Consider the following 17648-nt stretch of genomic DNA (forward strand, 5'->3'; position numbering starts at 1 on the left):
GCCGTCGATCTGAAATGGTGGATGGGCATCGAACAGATTTGGATAGGTGCGCTCGGGGCCGAGCAGTAGCTTCAGGATGCGATGAGCGCGCTCGCCATCGCGTAGTCGTGCACGCAGGTTTAGTCGCCAACCGATGCCCCAGCCGGTCGCTTCATCGCCACGAGTATCTAAAGAGTGGCGCGCAGCGGTGGCGAGGGCAGGGGTGTGGTCTACGCTGATCTGATTGGACGGGTACAGGCCATATAAATGAGAGACGTGGCGATGGTTGATCTCGGGAACGTTGGCGTCCCAATCTTCCAGCCATTCCTGTAGTTGTCCCTGCGAGCCTATTTGGTCGGGCGGCAGGCGTTGTCGCGTGCTTTCCAGCGATTTAATGAATGCGTCGTCGCGCTTCAGCAGTTTTGCGGCCTTCGCTGTGTTGGCGAGTAGATCGCGCAGGATTTGATTGTCCATGGCCGGGCCGGCGGCGATTGAGACATTTGGTCGATGCATGTTCTCCGGCGACATCGAGGGGTTGGTGACTAGCCATTTACCGTTTGGATGTTCGACGAGTGTGTCGAGGAAGAACTCGGCGCAGGATTTCAGCACCGGATACACCGAGTTGAGATAACTTAGGTCGCGACCGTAGTCGTAGTGATCCCATAGGTGCAGGCACAGCCAGGCGCCGCCCATGGGCCACATGCCCCACTTGGCGCCGTCGACCGGCGCCGTTGCGCGCCACAGATCGGTGTTGTGATGAGTGACCCAGCCGCGTGCGCCATACATTGTTTTCGCGGTTCTCGCGCCCGTTACCGAGAGATCTTTCAACATCGCGATCAGTGGTTCGACACATTCGCCGAGAGCGGTGGGCTCGGCGGGCCAGTAGTTCATTTCGGTGTTGATGTTGATGGTGTATTTGCAGCCCCATGGCGGATCCTGCAGGTCATTCCACAGGCCTTGCAGGTTTGCCGGCTGCGTGCCGGGGCGGGAGCATGCAATGAGCAGATATCTGCCGTACTGATAATAAAGCGCCGCCAGCGCCGGATCGTTGCTGGTCATCGAGGTGCGGACTCGCTCGTCCGTTGGACGCTCCGCGTCCGGTGTGTGACCGAGATCGAGTTGCACTCGGCGGAATAGGCGGCGGTGGTCTTTTTGATGGCGGGCTAAGAGTTGGTTGAAGGCGATGCGCCCGGCACGGTCTAGCGTGTCTCGATTCAACGCGGCCGGGTCGAGATCGACGTGTTGATAGTCACGATAGCTCGTGGCCATGGCGACGAGGATGGTCACGCTGTCGGCGCTGCGAATTCGGATGCTCGCGTCGCTCGGCTCTTTGCGGCCGCCGCTAACGATTAGCCGGGCGCGAGCTTCGTATTTCAACGCTCCCGCGACGCCGCTCGAGCCGGCATTACGTGCCTGCATAGCGAGATCACCGTTCGGTAGCACGCGACGAACCAACTCCGGCGGCGCGGGCTCCGGCGCATGAAACTCAACGTCCATGTCGATGCTGCCTGGCTTGCTGGCAGTTACCCGAATAACCAGCACATTATCCGGCGCGCTCGCGAACACTTCTCGCAAGTACGTAACGCCGTTACTTACGAACTGTGTCTTCGCCAAGGCGCCGTCGAGATCCAGGCTACGACGATACTCTGAAAACTCTGCGAGCCTCGGGAATGTAAGTTTCAGCTCGCCGACGCTTTGATAAGGCATCTGTAGCAAAGGCTTCGCCATCACCTTGGCGTTCACCAACTCCGTGGCTTTCTCATATTCGCCACTAAACACCAGCGTCCGAACTTCGGCCAGCGCACCACGCGCCTCGGGGTTGGCCGAATCGTAGGGCCCGCCCGCATACAACGTATCTTCATTCAGTTGTAGGCGTTCCAAGGCCGGGCCGCCGAAGATCATCGCGCCGAGCCGCCCGTTCCCGACGGGCAAGGCCTCCACCCATTTCTCCGCCGGCTGCGTGTACCAAAGCAAACTGGTGTCACGAGCCCCCTGCTCACCGGCAGCGCGAGAGAAAGTGGAATTCAACAGCGTGGTCGCGGCTGCCGCTTGCAGCACCGTCCGTCGACTGACGTTCATGATCCATCCATTGCGATCCCCTGAAGTTCAAGCAAATCACAGCAAAACCAGATATGCAAAGGGTTTCATGAATGAAAAAATAGGTCTCTGTTCCTCAGCCGGGCGATACTGAGCAGCAGGTGTTTGCGGCCGTGGGGGCGTAATGGCTGATTCTCGTTTGCCGTTGGGCGCGTTACCGCGCTACTACGCGGAGAGGAAACCGCCAAGTGCGTTGGCGTTGGTGCACCCGGAAGGTGCGCTGACCTGGTCGCAACTCGAAGCGCGGGCGAATCAACGAGCACGGCTGTATCGGTCGCTGGGAGTGGGGCCTGGCGACTATGTGAGCCTGGCGCTCGGTAATGGCAACGCGTTCTATGAAACGACCTTCGCCGTATGGAAACTCGGCGCGATCCCGAATGTGATTTCGTCTCGGCTGCCGGCTGGGGAGGCGGGGGAGATTTTGCAGCTGGTCAAGCCGAAGCTGCTAGTGGCTGAATCCGTCGAGATTCTGCAGTTGATGAGGCCGAAGGATTGCGCTTGCATCGCGGCCGACGCTGACCTGAGTGGCTTCGATGATTCGACCGTCGAAGACGCCGAGCCAGCGCCTCAATGGAAGGCCATGACGAGCGGCGGCTCCACCGGGCGGCCCAAAATCATCGTCGATCGAAAGCCTGCCCTTCATGACCCGTCCGAAGTCATCTTCGAGCAGCGCGCAGGTGGCGTGGTCCTGAATCCCGGGCCGCTCTATCACAACGCGCCATTCATGCTTACGCACCTCGCGCTCTTCAACGGCAGTACCGTTGTCGGCATGCGTCGCTTCGACGCCGAAGAAGCGCTGCAGTTGATCGAGCGTCACTTGGTCGATTGGGTGAATTTCGTTCCGACCATGATGCATCGGATCTGGGCACTCCCAGAGTCTGTGCGCAAGCGTTACGATCTTTCCTCGCTGCGCGCCGTGTGGCACATGGCAGCGCCGATGCCCGAATGGCTCAAGCAGTTCTGGCTCGACTGGCTCGGCGCCGATAAGCTGTGGGAATTGTACGGCGGCACCGAGCGACAAGGCCTCACCACCATCAACGGCGTTGAATGGCTGAAACGGCGTGGCTCCGTCGGGCGTCTCGTAACACCGGGCGGGATGAAAGCGCTTCGCGAGGACGGCAGCGACTGTGACGCCGACGAGGTGGGTGAGATTTATTTCCTTCCTACTGACGGTCCAGGCTCGACCTACTACTACCTCGGTGCGGATGCCAAGCGTCGGCCGGACGGTTGGGAATCTTTAGGTGACATCGGCCGCATCGACGCCGACGGCTATCTCTATTTAGCCGACCGCCGTGTGGATCTCATCGTGCGCGGTGGCGCCAATATTTATCCTGCCGAAGTCGAGGCTGCGCTCGATGCGCATCCGGCTGTCGCCTCCAGCGTTGCCATTGGCCTGCCTGACGCGGAGCTGGGTCGCGTCGTGCATGCGCTCGTGCAACCGAGGCCCAATAGTCAGCTCGACGTCGCCGAGCTGCACTCGTTTCTTGCTACCAAGCTGGGTCGTTACAAGCTTCCTTGCAGTTACGAACTCAGTGCCTCCCCTTTGCGCGACGACGCCGGCAAAGTACGTCGCACGGCGCTACGCGACGAGCGAGAAGCGTGGCTCACGCAGGGGCGTGTGTTCCGTCTTTTTCCGCCGGTCTGAGTATGGTCGAGGTAAAGATAAAGTGAGATCACTCAGCCGAGCCTGGCATGCAATCCTTGCCGCGGTGATTGTTGCTTCTTTGATCGTGCAGATCATTCTGCTGGTTACTCAGGGTGCTGACGTAACGACCGGGGCCGAGAACGAGGCGGTGAGTCTCGGCACGCGCTTCGTGCGCTTCTTTAGTTACTTCACTATTCAAAGCAACTTGCTGGTGTTAGCCGCAGCGCTAACGCTGGCGATGAATCCGGAGCGAGAAGGGTCGGTCTGGCGAGTACTGCGTCTCGACGCGCTGGTCAGCATCGCAATCACCGGCATCGTGTTTACGACCGTGCTAGCGAGCCAAGTACAGCACAGTGGTTGGGGCACCTTCACCAACGCCGGGTTTCATTACTTCGCGCCGGTGTGGGCGCTGCTCGGGTGGGGCTTGTTCGGCCCACGGCCGCGAATTGCGTGGAGCACAGTGGCTTGGTCGTTTGTATGGCCCGCACTCTGGGTCGGCTACACCCTGGCGCACGGTGCCGCGTCGAATTGGTATCCCTATCCGTTTCTCAACGTCGCCAAGCTTGGCTTCGGCACCGTGCTACGAAATTTGATCTTGGTCGTAGTCGCGGCGCTCGTGGTGGCAGCCGTGCTCAAACTTCTTGATGGCGGTCGCCGTGCTACGGCTGACCGACCACCACTTCGCTCACCTGCATCACCGGGCTGAGGTCGGTGTAGTTGGGAATGTCGCCCAGAATTTCCTTGGCGTGCGGACCGAATCCAGCCTGAAAGGCTTCGGCGGAATCACTGTAGATGTGACACATGGCGATGTAGGTCGGCCCTTCGCCGGGGGCGCCGCCGGCCAGGCCTTTGTCCACGGTATAGAAACGGCAGGCAGAGCCGAGGCGGGCCTGCACCAGGGGCATGTGTTTGTCGCGGTAGTAGGCGTGGTCGAAGCGGGCGTTGGGCTTGTTTGGATACATCACGCTGACTTTGATCATTGCCGGTCTCCTGAACGTGGCCTTGGAAGCCGATCCTGCGCCTCTGGCAGGCGCCCGTCCAGGTGCGGTGCCGTCGACCGATTCGATCCGCGGTTCACATGCGCTCGGGTGTGGCGAATGCCCAGTCGGGCCGCATTGGGTAGTATCGGGGCTCCTTAGTGAGAGCCAGGCGAGATTGCCATGCGAATAGCCATTGTCGGAGCAGGGGCGATCGGCACCTGGCTGGGCGTACGTCTGGCGAACTCAGGATGTGAAGTCAGCGTATTCGCGCGTGATCGAACGCTCGCCGCTATCAAGCGAGAGGGCCTGAGGCTGGTCATTGGCGGCGAGACCCAAACCGCAAAAGTGAAGGCGAGCGACAACGCCGCTGATCTCGGTACTCAGGATTTAGTGGTGATCTCAGTCAAGGGACACGCACTAGCGAAGGTCGCTCCTGCAGTCTCCACGTTGTTGAATTCTCAGACTGCCGTGTTGCCGGCGATGAACGGCGTGCCGTGGTGGTTCTTTCATGGCGCGTCCGGCGCGCTGCGTGGTGCCTCTCTGCAAAGTATCGATCCAGGCGGAGCAGTGAGCCAGGCGATTCCGCCATCGCAAGTACTCGGTTGCGTCGTCCACGCGGCATGCTCGACCGGGGAGCCCGGAGTCGCGATTCATAAGAATGGCAATGGGCTGATCGTCGGCGAGCCGAGCGGTGAAGCTTCGGCCCGGCTCGACTCTGTCGTCGGTGCTTTGCGTAAAGCCCGTTTCGATGTCACGGCCAGCCAGAGCATTCAACGCGACATTTGGTACAAGCTCTGGGGCAACATGACCATGAACCCCATCTCCGCGCTCACCGGTGCCACCTGCGATTTGATTCTGGATGATCCGCTGGTCAGCGGTTTGATTCTGCGTGCGATGGTGGAAGCAGCAGAGATCGGCGAGAAGATCGGCTGTGGGATTGCCGAGAGCGGCGAAGCGCGCATGCAGGTCACACGCAAGCTCGGCTCATTCAAAACGTCGATGTTGCAAGATGCGGAAGCCGGGCGGGCGTTGGAGCTCGATGCTTTATTAGCAGCGCCGCGAGAGATCGGTCGGATGCTGGGCGTGGCTACGCCGAATATCGATGCGATTCATGGGCTGGCGCGTTTGTTTGCTCAGACGCGCGGACTGAATCCCCAATAGTCGACAATAAAAAAGGGCGCGCAGCCGTTGCCGCGCGCCCTTTGTTTCAGATCGACTCTCTTAGAACTGCTTGTTCACCGTCAGGCCGTAGGTACGCGGGTCACCCAACTGCGCGACGACCAAACCAGTGCTGCCCGACTGCGTGGACAAGAACTCGTAGTAGTCCTTGGCGAACGCGTTGCGCACCCAGCCGTACACATTCCAACCTTCGCCGAAGCGGGCACCGGCGCGGAAGTTCGCCAGCGAGTAGCCGCCAATGTCGGTGTAGACCGAGCGCGACGGGTTGGACGAGTACTTGGAACGGTAGCTGGCATCGAACGCGAAGTACGCGCCACCGTCAGGGCCGAACGCGGACACCGGCAAGTCATATTCCAAGCCGTACGACAACGCGATCTTCGAGATACCCGGCAACCACTGGCCGGAGATATTGCACGAAGCTGGGCTGAAGCCACCCGGCGTGCCCGGCGCACTCGCCGGATTGGTCGCGCTGGCCGCAGTACCACCCGCCAGTTCCGGCGGGCACGGCGCGTCCGGGAACTTCACATACTCGTGATCCGTGTAAGCACCGTTGGCGTACACGTTCAGGTGCTCGATCGGACGCGTGCTGATTTCCAACTCCAAACCACGAACGCGCACTTGCTCGGCATTGGCGAGGTAGCCGCGAATCACGTTGGCCTGGCTGTTGGTGACCGTGGCCTGGTAGTCGCTGATGTCGGTCCAGAACGCCGACAGGTTCAGGGTCACCGCCTGTGAGAACAGCTGGGTCTTCAAACCGGCTTCGTAGTGGTTGGTCTTCTCAGGATCGACCGTTTCCACCGCCGTGATCGGCTGGTTGGCAGCATCCAGCGGCAAGCCCGACAGGTTGATGCCACCCGACTTGAACGAACGCGCGTACGTGACGTAACCGAGGATGTCATCGGTGATGTCATACGACACGGTGAAGTCGCCCGACACGTTGGTGTCGTCGAACTCAGGCTGATAGCTCTGCGGCGCGAGCACGCCGAGCTGCGCAGCGGTCAGTGTCGTGTTGGTCGCGTTGTGCACGCGGGCGATGTACTTACCTTCCTTCTTGTCGTAATTGACGCGCAGGCCGGGCTGAATACGCAGATCGTCGGTGACGTGCCAGGTGAACTGACCGAAGGCCGCGACGCTGGTGTTCTTCAAACCGATTTCGTTTTCCGAACGCAGGCCGTTCAAGATGTCCGGAAGAGCAGCATTCGCGCCGCTCAACAACCAACGGCTGGCGAGCGCGCCTTGCTCCTGCACGCCGGCGGTATCGACGGTTTGATAGAAGCCGTACACGCCTGCGACGTAATCGATCTTGTCGCCGGTGGCCGAGTAACGCAGTTCCTGCGAGTACTGACGCTGCTTGGACGGATTGGCGGAAATGGTGGTGATGGGCAAGCCGATGAAGTCACGATCGTTCGACGGACCCCAATCCCACTTGCGATAGGCGCTCACCGACGTGAGCGTGCCATGACCCACATTCCACTCGGCCAGCGCCGAGGCGCCGCCGAACTGTTGAATGGCGGTGAGCGGCGAGTCCAGATCGGTCAGACGATCGAACGCGTTGAAGCTCGGCGGCGCATAGTTGCCGGAAGCGGCGGCGAGCGCGGCGTACTGACGAGCGAGCGGACGCTGCGTCGAGCCGGTCTTCGCCCACACCTGACCGTAGCCGATCGGATCCTGTTCAGTGTAGTCGGCAGAGAATGTGACTTTGAAGTCATTGCTCGTCTGCCACAGCAGCTGACCTTTCACGCCCTTGTTGTCCAGCTCGTTGATGTGCTGGCCAGTGCGGACGTTATAGATAGTGCCTTCGCGAGAAGTATAAGAAGCGCTCAAGCGACCGGCGAGCGTGTCACCGATCAGCGGGCCGGAGACCGACGCCTTGCTCTGAGTGTAGTCATAGTTGCCGCGAGTCAATTCGATGCGCGCTTCCGGTGTGAACGTCGGCTTGCGCGTGGTGATGTTCACCGCGCCGGCCGTGGTGTTCTTGCCGTACAACGTGCCTTGCGGGCCGCGCAGGATTTCGACTTGTTCGACATCGAGGAAGTCGAAGGTCGCGGTGGCGTTACGGTTGTAATAAACCTGGTCGATATAAATGCCCACGCCCGGCTCGATGCCGTCGTTGGTCAGACCGAATGGCGTGCCCAGGCCGCGAATGTTCACGCTGGAATTACGCGGGTTGCTGGAATAGAACTGCACCGAAGGCTGCAGCTGCGACAGGCGGCCGACGTTGATGGTGCCGGTCGATTCGATGGTCTTGGCGTTCAACACCGAGACGGCCAGCGGCACGTCTTGCACGGCTTCTTCGCGGCGACGGGCGGTGACAGTGACGCTTTCGATCTGCGACGAATCTGCAGTCGCATTGGTATCGGCGTCGCCCTCCGCTGCAGCGTGAGCTGTGCTCGCGCCTCCCGCAATTACCAGAGCGAGCAACGCTGAATAGCCCAGCGACTCGCCATTATCCCGTCGTACACGCATTTTTAGATTCCCTAGTGATGGCCAGCGCGGCAGCACGTCGATGGCTGCCGTCGAGGTGAGCATCCTAGGAGTTAGTGCGTACCGGGTCAGTCACGAAGCGGTCACGATTCGGTTATAGCTCATGCCAACTCGCAATCATCAGATCGCTATTGGTTACTTTGCATGACCGCAAAAGAATGTGCGGATCGGCTTTTGGCGGTTTTGTGACCGGAAAGTGACCGTCGCTCCGGCAGTAGCCGGCGGTGTATGGTGGCCTGGCCGCGCTCGAGGTGTTTCCAACGTTTCGCACCGGCAGAGTGAATCCGTTGAACCGCAAAGTGTCGGTGTGGTCGGCGACCGCACTGCACAGGGGGCCACCCCAAAGTGCCGCCGTGTCTCTCGTCAGAACCACGGAATGTGGTTACGCCTCAGCGGGCGATATTCCAAAAGAAGTCGAGAGCGCGGTATGACATATGACAACAGACGGTCCCAACGGCTCCGGAAAGCGGCCTTCCAATATCATTCGAGTCAACTGGTGGAAGGGGTCGTCGCACGCGGCGGCTGAGTTGAACGAGGCGGCCGAACGGCGTTGGTCGCGACAGGCCTGGGGATTGGGGATTACTGCGACGGCTGCGATGTTGGTCGCGGTGGGGGCGCTCGTCAGCTACGAATTGAATCGTCCACCGGCCGATGCCGTCATCGTGACTGGAGCGAATGAAACTCGGACGCGGATATTCGGCGACGGCATCCATGTGTTGCTGAGTGAGTTGTCGAAGCTGCAGATCGATGCGGTCGACGCTTGTTGCCTGGTGCATTTGTTCGCCGGCGAAGCTCGCTTCAGCGTTCCGGAAAACCCGACACGCGAACTGGTGGTCGCGACCGAGTTCGCTAACGCCATCAGCAACGCAGGCAAGTTCAGCGTTTCCACCCAGCTGGGCCTGGTCGTGCAAGTCCAAGAGGGCAGTGTTCGGGTCGCGAGGCCCGGCAAGCCGCCGGTGATTCTGATGAAGGGCATGCGCTATGGCCTGGGTGATGGCATGCGAGCCGCCGTCCCCGGCGCACGGAGGCGCGGTACCTGACATGGCGCCAATGGATGCAGTCGATTTACTATGCCTGTTCAGGAAGGCATCGGCTGCAGGCCAAAGGTTCACGCGTGAAATTTGGAATCGCTCATTTTGCTATTTCGCTCCTGACAGCATTGGCGGCGACCGCCGCGTCAGCCGATCAACCGGCGTTACCCGACCCGGCACAGGTCAAGTTTCAATGGGGCGTGAAAATCCCGCTCCGGGATGGCGTGAAGCTCAATGCGACGGTGTATACACCGCGGCAGCAGAAGGCGCCGGCACCCTGCGTCGTGACCATGACGCCCTACATTTCGCAGAGCTATCACGATCGCGGCATGTACTTCGCCGCGCATGGCTATCCATTCTTGACGGTGGACGTTCGCGGGCGGGGCAATTCTGAAGGCCAGTTTCGGCCACTGATTCAGGAAGCGGCGGACGGTCACGACGTGATCGAGTGGCTCGCCACCCAGCCTTATTGCAATGGCAAGGTCACGATGTGGGGCGGCTCGTACGCCGGCTACAACCAGTGGGTCACCGCCAAGGAATTCCCGCCGCATCTGGCGACCATCGTGCCGGTGGCCTCGCCGCACGCGGGCACGGACTTCCCGATGCGTGGAAATATTGCCACTACTTATCTGATGCGCTGGCTGACGTTCACCAGCGGCCATGCTTCGCAGGCCAACATCTTCGGCGATGACGCCTTTTGGATGACTCTGAATCGCCATTGGTTCGAGTCGGGCGAGCCGTTCAACAAGTTCGATGCGCAGGTGGGCAATCTGACCACGGCGTTTCAAGAATGGCTGGCGCATCCGAAGGTCGATAGCTACTGGGATGCATACAATCCCACCGCCGCTCAGTATGGAAAGCTGTCGCTGCCGATCCTGACCATCACCGGCAGTTACGACGACGATCAACCCGGTGCGATGGAACACTACCGTCAGCACATGAAACACGGGACGGCTGAGGCGAAGGCGAGCCACTATCTCGTGATCGGTCCGTGGGACCATGCAGGCACGCGCACACCGCAAGCGCAGTTCGGTGGCCTGACATTCGGTGCGCCCAGCCTGGTCGATCTTCCGCAGCTGCATTTGGATTGGTACGCCTGGACCATGCAGAACGGCCCGAAGCCGAAGTTCCTGCAGAAACGCGTGGCGTACTACGTGATGGATGCGGACAAGTGGCGCTACGCCGATACGCTGGAAGCGGTCACTGCTGAATCACGCGGCTATTTCCTGGATTCGAGCAGCAACGCGACCGACGTGCTGGCGTCTGGCTCGTTGAGCACCACTCAGCCGAAGGGTAAGCCTGATAACTATGTTTATGACCCGCGCGATGTGAGTATCGCCGCGATTGAAAGCACGGTGGATCCGTCGTCGCTCACCGATCAGCGCACGATCTACGCTCAGCGTGGCAAGCGGCTGGTTTATCACACGGCGCCGTTTGAGCGTGACACTGAAGTCAGCGGCTACTTCAAGCTATCGGCTTGGATCGCCATCGATCAGCCCGACACTGATTTTTCAGTATCGGTGCATGAGATTCGGTCGGATGGCAGTTCGATCATGCTGAGCACCGACGTGCAGCGGGCTCGATATCGTGAAAGCTGGCGCGAGGGCAAGCTGGTCTCGACGCGCGAGCCGCTGAAGTATGAGTTCAACGGCTTCACGTTCACTTCTCGCCTGATTCGAAAAGACAGCCGGCTGCGCTTGGTCATCGGCCCGGCGAGCTCGATTCATAACCAGAAGAACTACAACAGCGGCGGCGATGTTTCCGCCGAGACGATACGTGATGCTCGTCCCGTCACTGTGCAGCTCTATCACGACCGCTCGCGCCCAAGCACATTGTTCGTGCCTCTGGGGCAGCCCTGACCGTCAGGTTCTCGCGAGCGCAAAGTCGATGCCCGCCCGCACTGCTGCAACTTGAGCATCGTTGCACTGTTCGGGCGTGGCGCGCGGGCTGTCGGGATACACCTCGGTGGTCGTCGTAAAGCGTGCGCCGGTAATGCCGGCGCATAGGCCGAGTTGTTTCACCGGATACCGAATCACGCCGGGCGCGACCACATCCGATCCGATGATCTGACCTTTCGGGTCGGCCGGTGCGATGTGAGTCACTTTGCTGACAGCGTCGATGATGGCACTCTGGAATTCCGGTTGCGGATTGTCGCTGTCGTCGACCAGATAGAAACCATCGGGAATCACGTCCGGGTCGAAGGCTTTGCCATCGCGTGCCGACAGCGCCGGTCGGAATTCGCTTTCGTCGGTGTCAGTGGTCTCGTGCAAATCGATATGTATCAGGAAGCGCCCGCGGAGTGGGGCGACTAACCGCATCAACGCGGCTGACTCTTCTGCCTGGCCGCCCTCACGAAAAGAACGGTTGGGATCGATGGCGTTCGCGTTCCAACGCTGAATCCGTTCGTAACCCCACGGGCTCACGCACGGCGCCACGAGCAAATTGATCCGCTTGGCATAGTCGTCAGCGTGACGATCCAGAAATTGCAGAGCGCCGTGCACGCCGCTGGTTTCGTAGCCATGCACGCCGCCGGTCACCAGTACCGTCGGCAGCTCATCGTTCCAGTTCCGGCTGCGGACCGCGAGCAAACGGTAGCGGTCGGGCGAATAATCGAGCTGACCATATTCCTCAACGTCGAATCGTTGCGCCAGGCGCTCGATCAGGCTCGCCACTTCGTCACGATAGCTACGATGTCGAACCTGCCGAGACAGCCATTGCGCACGTTCGTTATCGCCCCAGGGCGTGCCAGGTGTGCCAATCGGATAGGGTTCGAGGGCGGCGGCCATAGGAAAAGAATTCCTGACGTTAGAAGGGTCGCTACTGTACCTCAGAAGTCGATCGTTGCCTGCCGGGCATGACTGCCTTGCCGGGGTTGGAACGCAGCGCCGCTTCTCGCATTCTTCAGGTCCTGGTTTGCTTTAGGTGCTCCCCATGACGGACAACGCCGCTACGCCCGACTACACGCCGCCCCAGGTCTGGGTTTGGAACAAGCCCAACGGCGGCGAATTCGCCAGCATCAATCGACCGATTGCGGGCCCGACGCACGATAAAGATCTGCCGGTCGGGCGCCATCCATTGCAGCTTTATTCATTGGCGACGCCGAACGGGCAGAAAGTCACGATTCTGTTGGAGGAACTGCTGGCCCTCGGGCACGCGGGTGCTGAGTACGATGCGTGGCTGATTCGAATCAACCAGGGCGAGCAGTTCGGCAGCGGCTTCGTCGAAGTGAACCCCAACTCAAAGATTCCGGCGTTGCTGGATCGCTCGGGACCGCAGCCGATTCGAGTGTTCGAGTCGGGGGCCATCCTGCTTTATCTCGCCGAGAAGTTCGGCGCGTTCCTGCCTTCGCAGCCAGGGGCGCGGGCGGAATGTCTGTCTTGGCTGTTCTGGCAAATGGGCAGCGCGCCTTACCTCGGCGGAGGCTTCGGACATTTCTACGCGTATGCGCCGGCGAAGTTCGAATACGCCATCGACCGTTATGCGATGGAAACGAAACGCCAGCTCGATGTGCTCGACCGCCGGTTGGCGCATAGCGCTTATCTGGCTGGCGACGAGTACACCATCGCGGACATCGCAGTGTTTCCTTGGTACGGCGGGCTCGTGAAGGGATGGATGTATGGTGCGGGAGAGTTCTTATCCGTGCACGAATATAAGAACGCCTTGCGCTGGGCCGATACTTTGCTCGCTCGCCCAGCGGTGGTTCGTGGTCGCATGGTCAATCGTACGAGTGGCGATCCGGCCGGGCAGTTGCACGAACGGCATGATGCCAGCGACTTCGAGACCAAGACGCAAGACAAGGTCGCGTGACCCGACCCTCACACCTTCTTAGCTCGCTTCTTAGGCGCACGCTTCTTGGTGACGGTGCTCTGTTTCTTAGCGGTCTTGGCGGACTTGGTTTTAGCCGCGGCGCGCTGAGCACGACGTTCGGCGAGATCAATCGGTGGGCTGGCGTCGGCAGTGGTGACGACCGCGCTCTTGGACAAGCTCTTGCGTAGCACTTGCATGAGGTCGATGACCTTGGCGCTAGTGCCTTCGGTGTCCTCGGCGAGTTCAGCGCCTTTCGGATGCACCACAGCGTCCTGGTCCTTTTCTTTCTCTTTGACCAGCCGTGCCAACTGCTCGGCATCGCGATCTTCAAGTTCCGAAACATCGAGCTGGCGATGGGTCAGTGCCTCGATGGCTTTAGCGAACTGAGTCACCTTCGCGGCGACAGGTTTGGTTTGCTTCGGTAGGCCGATGGACTTTGGGGTGCGAATCTCGTCCGCGTAGCGCAGCGTATCGGCGCGAAGCACGCCGTTGTCCGGGACGATAGCGACCAGATATTCGTGACCGCGCATGACGAAGTGTCCAATGGCGACGCGACCGGTGTGCGCCATGGTTTCCGCGAGCAGCACATAGGCTTTCGCAGACTTGCCGGCAGGCGCCAGAAAGTAAGGCTTCTGGAAATACAACGCCGGGATCTGCTCGAGCGGCACGAAACTACGCAGCTCGATATCGGCGGACATCTCGGGAGCGACAGAGTCGAACTCGGCGTCAGTGATCGTGACCATCTTGCCGTCATCAGTCTCGTAGCCGCGGATTAGATCGTCATGATCGAGGGTCTTGTCTTCCTTGGAGCAGTGATATTCCCGCCCGAGTGCGTGGCCGTCCTTGTCCACCAGCTTCATAGCTGTCTGTCGCGGCCGAACTGCGGTGAGCAAATCCACCGGAATGCTGACCAACCCGAACGTGATAGTGCCCGACCACAGCGAACGCACGCGGGCGCCGGCGTGCTCTTGCTCAGCTTGCGGTGCTCGCTGGCGCTTGAATTTGCGGCTAGGCAACTTTCTTCTCCTTCATCGCCGCCAGGCTGGCCTTGAGGCTGTCCGCCAGGCTGGCAGTCGCTCGTTTCTTTTTCAGCTTCACCGGCTTGATTCTCTCGCCGCGCGCTTTGGCGCGAATCAAATCGCACAGGCGCTCGCGATATTCGTCGTGCCACTGTTGCGGATCGAAGTCGGCTTCGATGGATTGCACCAGCTGTTGGGCCAACTTCAGTTCATGCGCTTGCGGCTTGGAGGCCTGTGCAGGCTCGACCCCGGAGAAGCTCAGCACCTGCTCGGCACGGCGTAACGTCGTCATGACCAGAAAGCCGTCGACGACGCTGACGGCGCCGATGTAACGCTTCTTACGCATCACCCAGCGTGCAATGCCGATCACTTCTTTGCGAGACAGCGCCTCGACGAAAGCGAAGTAATCCGCGTTGCCGCCGTCAGGCCCCAAGTAGTAAGGCCGCTCATACCATTGATCGCCGACGGCCGCGGCCGGCACGAAACGAAGTATTTCAATGTCGCGCGATTCGGGCGGGGCCAGTTCCTCGAGTTCATCGGGCTCGAGAATGACGGCGGTGTTCGCGCCAACAGAAAATGCTTTGCGGATGTCTTCTTTGGGGACGTCGTCGCCGGTGTCTTTGCGGACGATATGTTGCTCGACCGGGGCTTTGTCTTGGTCGTGCAGCAGATGGAAGCGAACGCTGCGATCCTCGATGGCCGAGTAGAACTTCACGCCCAGGCGTTGCTTGCCCAGCGTCAGTTCGCCTTTCCAGATTGCTCTAGCGGCCATGGCGACTCACCTTGGCCCCGCTGTCGGCGCAAGAGGTGCAAACGAAGCGGCCGTCGGATAGCCGGCGCCGGCAGTGGACGCAGGAGGCTACGTCGCACTCCGAGCAGCGGAACTCCAACTCATAGATATAAAGGTGGCCGCAGGACGTGCATTCTTCGTCGCCGTCCGACAGCCACCACGGCGCGGTGGTCCGCGCCGAGACTGGGGCCTTCGCTTTGGGCATGCGGTTGCTCGCAACACATCGGTCGATGACCGTATGCGTAGGACAACGAAGCAGCGCGGCCGCTGTTCCATGCGGCCCGCATCGTTGGAAGTTTTACTGCCCGTCGAACGCCGACACCGTTACTTCTTCGCGTTCGCGCGCCACTCATCGAACGTGCTGGGCGCCGTGGGGGCACGGAACTTCAGCGTCGGATAAGAAACAGAGCTGGGCAGAGTCTTGAAGTAGTCGGTCGCGGGCGTCTTCGCGAAGTCGACTTCATAGAACTGATTCAGCTTGGCGAGCAAGTCCGGCAGCAGCTCCGGCAGTTCCGGGGTTTCGGTGCAGTGAGTGGCGCCGCCGATTTCGACCAGATGACCTTGTGCCAGGAAGCCGCGAGCGTGCTTGGCATTTTCGATCGGGGTGGACCAGTCGAGATCGCCGTTGGTGAGCAGCACCGGCATCTCCAGACGCCAGTCGGCACGGAAGGCATCGTCGACGCGTGGCGTCGGCGTGATGTCGCGGGTGTTGTGATAGAAATCGTTGATGTCGCCCAGCCAGCGCGCTTCCGGCTCGGCGAGCAGCTTGGCATCGCGAGCGGCGGTGATGCCGAGGCTGTTGTCGATGAGCGGCAGGATCAGCGGCTCGCCGGCGCCGCCGGAGCGACGTTCCCAGCTCTTGGCCGCAAGGTAGCGATAGTCGCCGGCATACATTTCCAACAACATGCGCGGCCAGTTGGTCAGTTCATCTCGCGCCGAGGTGCCTGGCGCATCTTGTAGGGTCTGGCGCAGATCTTCGGCGCCGACCGTGATACGAACTTCTTCGGTCTTGCCGGGCGGCAGGAATGCCACCGTGGCGGGCTTGGCTTCCAGTCGGGTGATGACCGTGCGCAGCACTTCCATCACGCCGCCTTTGGGCAAGTGTTTTTTCAGGGTCGGATCGGCGTCGGCTTGCTTGGCCAGCCGTTCCATCGACGCCCACAGCCAGGCCGGGCTGTCGTACGCGTAGTCGAGCGGTTCGACGCCGCTCAACCAGGCGCGATCCACGGTCTGCGGCCAGCGCTTCAGATAAGAGAAGCTCCACTGCGAGCCGAAGCTGCAGCCACGCAGAACGATCTTGTCGTAACCGAGAGCTGCGCGGAGGTCATAGACGTCGTCGACGATGTTGATGATGTCGTAGCCACGCAGGTCGACACCTTTCGCCTTCCATTCCTGCATCGCTGCTGTGAAGGCCTCGCGAGTCGACGCTTTGATGCTGGCTGCGGTGAGCGGTTGATCCAGCGGGGCCGCCGGGTTGTAGATCCGCAGCGCCGAGGTGAGGCCCGGCTGCCGAGGATTGCCGCGTTGACTCACATAAATCACATCGCGAGTGCGCCGCATGTTCTGCAGCGTCTTTTGCAATCGTTCATCGGCGAAGTTGAATTCGCTGCCCGGGCCGCCCGGCAGCATGAAAATCGGCGGGTGTTTGGCGTCGCTATTCTTGGTCAGCGCCGGCAAGCGCACGAAATGGACAGCGATGGTCCGGCTATTGGGGTTGTTGCGGTTCTCCGGCACGAACACCAGGCCGCGCTCGATTTCAAACTTCTTGCCGCTGGCGGAGGTGACCACGTCGGGCGTCACGACGTAGGAGCCGACGTTTCGCGGGGCCGCTTGGGCCGCCGCACCGAGGACCAAGGGGATAACCCAGAGCAACAACTTCGAGCGTCGCATGAGATTCTCGCGTGAGGAGGTCGCCGGAGTTTGCCCGGTTGCGATGCCTGTGAGCCCCCCGTCCGCGATAGATAAGGAAATTAGATGCCAGACTTTAGTGCGGCGATGCCCCAGCGATTCAGTAGCGCCGCGACGGCCGCGGTGCCTTGCTCTGCCGGCGACGGCTGGGCCGGCGGGGTCCGGCTGAAGCGCGGTGCAGGGGCATTTTGCAGCTGACCGCCCACGTCGACAAAGGCCTGGCGAGCCAGGTTATGCGGATGAAAAGGCGCTTCCGACAAGCTCAGCACGGGGGCGAAGCAAACATCGGTGCCTTCCAGCAAGGCACACCATTCGTCGCGGCTGCGCGTGCGGAAGATGGTGGCCAGACGCGGCTTCATTTCTTTCCAGACATTGGCATCGAAGCCTTGCGGCCCGGTCATGCCGGTCTGCGCGATGTCGCTGCCTTTCAGGTCCAGCTTGTCCATGAGCAGGGCGAAGAACTGCGGTTCCAGCGAGCCGATGCTGATGAACTTGCCGTCGCTGGTTTCGTACGTGTCGTAGTAGTGGGCGCCGCCGGACAGCAAGCTGGCTCCGACACCGTCGGGATGCGTGCCGCCGGCCTTGAAGCCGATGCTCATAGCCATCAGTGCGACGGAGCCGTCCACCATGGCGGCATCGACTACTTGTCCCTGGCCTGAGCGCTGCGCGTCCAACAGTGCGCAAACGATGCCGAAGGCCAGCATCATGCCGCCGCCACCGAAATCGCCG

At 60.8% G+C, this 17648-nt stretch carries 14 protein-coding genes; 6 read left to right on the forward strand and 8 right to left on the reverse strand.

Going from position 1 to position 17648, the window contains the following annotated elements:
- Window positions 1-2058 (reverse strand): glycoside hydrolase family 95 protein (locus JNL55_RS00305; protein ID WP_293848118.1); only part of this gene is annotated, 2058 nt, incomplete at its 3' end.
- Between the two features lie 142 nt (window positions 2059-2200).
- Between JNL55_RS00305 and JNL55_RS00310 the strand changes: the two genes are divergently transcribed.
- Complete coding sequence (locus JNL55_RS00310) at window positions 2201-3721, forward strand: AMP-binding protein (protein ID WP_293848120.1); 1521 nt, start codon at window positions 2201-2203, stop codon at window positions 3719-3721.
- Between the two features lie 22 nt (window positions 3722-3743).
- Window positions 3744-4427, forward strand: coding sequence for a Pr6Pr family membrane protein (locus JNL55_RS00315; RefSeq protein ID WP_293848122.1), 684 nt, complete (start codon window positions 3744-3746; stop codon window positions 4425-4427).
- On the opposite strand, the gene JNL55_RS00320 is transcribed toward JNL55_RS00315, so the two are convergent.
- The gene (locus tag JNL55_RS00320) at window positions 4381-4701 is read right to left on the reverse strand and encodes an EthD family reductase (protein ID WP_293848124.1); all 321 of its coding nucleotides are present in this window, start codon (window positions 4699-4701) and stop codon (window positions 4381-4383) included. The genes JNL55_RS00315 and JNL55_RS00320 overlap by 47 nt on opposite strands.
- 180 nt (window positions 4702-4881) lie before the next feature.
- On the opposite strand from JNL55_RS00320, the gene JNL55_RS00325 reads away from it, so the two are divergent.
- The gene (locus JNL55_RS00325) at window positions 4882-5862 is read left to right on the forward strand and encodes a 2-dehydropantoate 2-reductase (protein ID WP_293848126.1); all 981 of its coding nucleotides are present in this window, start codon (window positions 4882-4884) and stop codon (window positions 5860-5862) included.
- A 60-nt stretch (window positions 5863-5922) separates the two neighbouring features.
- On the opposite strand, the gene JNL55_RS00330 is transcribed toward JNL55_RS00325, so the two are convergent.
- The gene (locus tag JNL55_RS00330; protein WP_293848128.1) at window positions 5923-8346 is read right to left on the reverse strand and encodes a TonB-dependent receptor; all 2424 of its coding nucleotides are present in this window, start codon (window positions 8344-8346) and stop codon (window positions 5923-5925) included.
- Between the two features lie 452 nt (window positions 8347-8798).
- On the opposite strand from JNL55_RS00330, the gene JNL55_RS00335 reads away from it, so the two are divergent.
- Both JNL55_RS00335 and JNL55_RS00340 read left to right on the forward strand, forming a co-directional pair.
- Window positions 8799-9404 (forward strand): FecR family protein, encoded by a 606-nt coding sequence (locus tag JNL55_RS00335; RefSeq protein ID WP_293848130.1) that lies wholly within the window; start codon window positions 8799-8801, stop codon window positions 9402-9404.
- Between the two features lie 74 nt (window positions 9405-9478).
- Window positions 9479-11254 carry a CocE/NonD family hydrolase gene (locus JNL55_RS00340; protein WP_293848132.1) on the forward strand — a complete coding sequence of 592 codons (1776 nt, stop codon included), beginning with the start codon at window positions 9479-9481 and terminating at the stop codon, window positions 11252-11254.
- A gap of 3 nt (window positions 11255-11257) precedes the next feature.
- On the opposite strand, the gene JNL55_RS00345 is transcribed toward JNL55_RS00340, so the two are convergent.
- A complete protein-coding gene (locus JNL55_RS00345; protein ID WP_293848134.1) occupies window positions 11258-12181 on the reverse strand; it encodes a M14 family metallocarboxypeptidase in 924 nt (307 codons plus the stop codon).
- 145 nt (window positions 12182-12326) lie between these two features.
- On the opposite strand from JNL55_RS00345, the gene yghU reads away from it, so the two are divergent.
- Window positions 12327-13202 (forward strand): glutathione-dependent disulfide-bond oxidoreductase, encoded by an 876-nt coding sequence (gene yghU / locus JNL55_RS00350; protein ID WP_293848136.1) that lies wholly within the window; start codon window positions 12327-12329, stop codon window positions 13200-13202.
- An 8-nt stretch (window positions 13203-13210) separates the two neighbouring features.
- On the opposite strand, the gene JNL55_RS00355 is transcribed toward yghU, so the two are convergent.
- The 4 genes from JNL55_RS00355 to JNL55_RS00370 form a co-directional block, all read right to left on the reverse strand.
- The gene (locus JNL55_RS00355; protein ID WP_293848138.1) at window positions 13211-14218 is read right to left on the reverse strand and encodes a Ku protein; all 1008 of its coding nucleotides are present in this window, start codon (window positions 14216-14218) and stop codon (window positions 13211-13213) included.
- Complete coding sequence (locus JNL55_RS00360) at window positions 14211-14993, reverse strand: Ku protein (protein ID WP_293848140.1); 783 nt, start codon at window positions 14991-14993, stop codon at window positions 14211-14213. Before JNL55_RS00360 ends, JNL55_RS00355 begins: the two co-directional genes overlap by 8 nt.
- A 342-nt stretch (window positions 14994-15335) precedes the next feature.
- Window positions 15336-16901, reverse strand: a complete 1566-nt coding sequence (locus JNL55_RS00365) for an alpha/beta fold hydrolase (protein ID WP_293848142.1) — start codon at window positions 16899-16901, stop codon at window positions 15336-15338.
- Between the two features lie 80 nt (window positions 16902-16981).
- Window positions 16982-17648 (reverse strand): CoA transferase (locus tag JNL55_RS00370; protein ID WP_293848143.1); only part of this gene is annotated, 667 nt, incomplete at its 5' end.

The organism is Steroidobacter sp. (assembly GCF_016790065.1).
In the GTDB taxonomy this organism is placed as follows: domain Bacteria; phylum Pseudomonadota; class Gammaproteobacteria; order Steroidobacterales; family Steroidobacteraceae; genus Steroidobacter.